The 749-nt window shown below is 42.9% G+C and carries 2 protein-coding genes; both read left to right on the top strand.

Annotation, left to right across the window (positions count from 1 at the left end; translation table 11 throughout):
* Nucleotides 1-71: 71 nt before the first annotated feature.
* Nucleotides 72-329 carry a type II toxin-antitoxin system Phd/YefM family antitoxin gene (locus VNE01S_RS18745; RefSeq protein ID WP_053397238.1) on the top strand — a complete coding sequence of 86 codons (258 nt, stop codon included), beginning with the start codon at nucleotides 72-74 and terminating at the stop codon, nucleotides 327-329.
* Entirely contained in the window at nucleotides 317-619 is a 303-nt protein-coding gene (locus VNE01S_RS18740; protein ID WP_053397237.1) for a type II toxin-antitoxin system RelE/ParE family toxin, read from the top strand. Before VNE01S_RS18745 ends, VNE01S_RS18740 begins: the two co-directional genes overlap by 13 nt.
* Nucleotides 620-749: the final 130 nt, after the last annotated feature.

Below are 749 nucleotides of genomic sequence, written 5' to 3'. Positions count from 1 at the left end.
GCCGTCATGGTGCTTGCTATACTCAAAGTGATAGAATAGTATCACTATAGTATTCCTTTGGAGCAGCTCTCATGAAAGTAGAACTAGTTACATCACTTAAACGTCAAGCAACTAAGATCCTTGCCGATCTCCACGACACCAAAGAACCAGTGTTAATTACCGAGCATGGTAAGCCATCCGCGTATCTAGTTGATGTTGCTGATTACGAGTTTATGCAAAATCGTTTGGCTATTCTGGAGGGTATTGCACGAGGCGAACGCGCGCTAGCTGACGGTAAAGTGGTAAGTCATGATGAAGCCAAGGACAAAATGTCAAAATGGCTGAAATAATCTGGACTGAGCCAGCGTTATCTGACCTCAACGATATCGCTGAATACATCGCAGTTGAAAACATTGTTGCGGCAAAGCAGTTAGTACAAACGATCTTCTCCAAAGTTGCACGCCTACAAACTTTCCCAGAGTCAGGTCGTATTCCACCCGAACTAGAACATTTAAGTTATCGTGAAGTTGTCGTTAATCCATGTCGTGTTTTCTATAAGCAAGACGGTGACAAAGTGTTTATTCTGTTTGTTATGCGTGCTGAGAGAGATTTACGCAAATTCCTGTTGAATAAGCAATAACCGTTGGGAATGAGCGGCTAACAAACTGTTTAAGAGTGATTCGCAACGCGTAGCATTTTTACTATGCGTTGTGTTTGGTGTTTAAGGTAGTATGCGGCGGCTTTGGTATTGCGTTGCTCACACCTTAACA

The sequence above is a fragment of the Vibrio nereis NBRC 15637 genome, assembly GCF_001591105.1.
GTDB classification, from domain to species: Bacteria; Pseudomonadota; Gammaproteobacteria; order Enterobacterales; family Vibrionaceae; genus Vibrio; species Vibrio nereis.
This window is presented reverse-complemented; position numbering and strand designations above follow the sequence as displayed.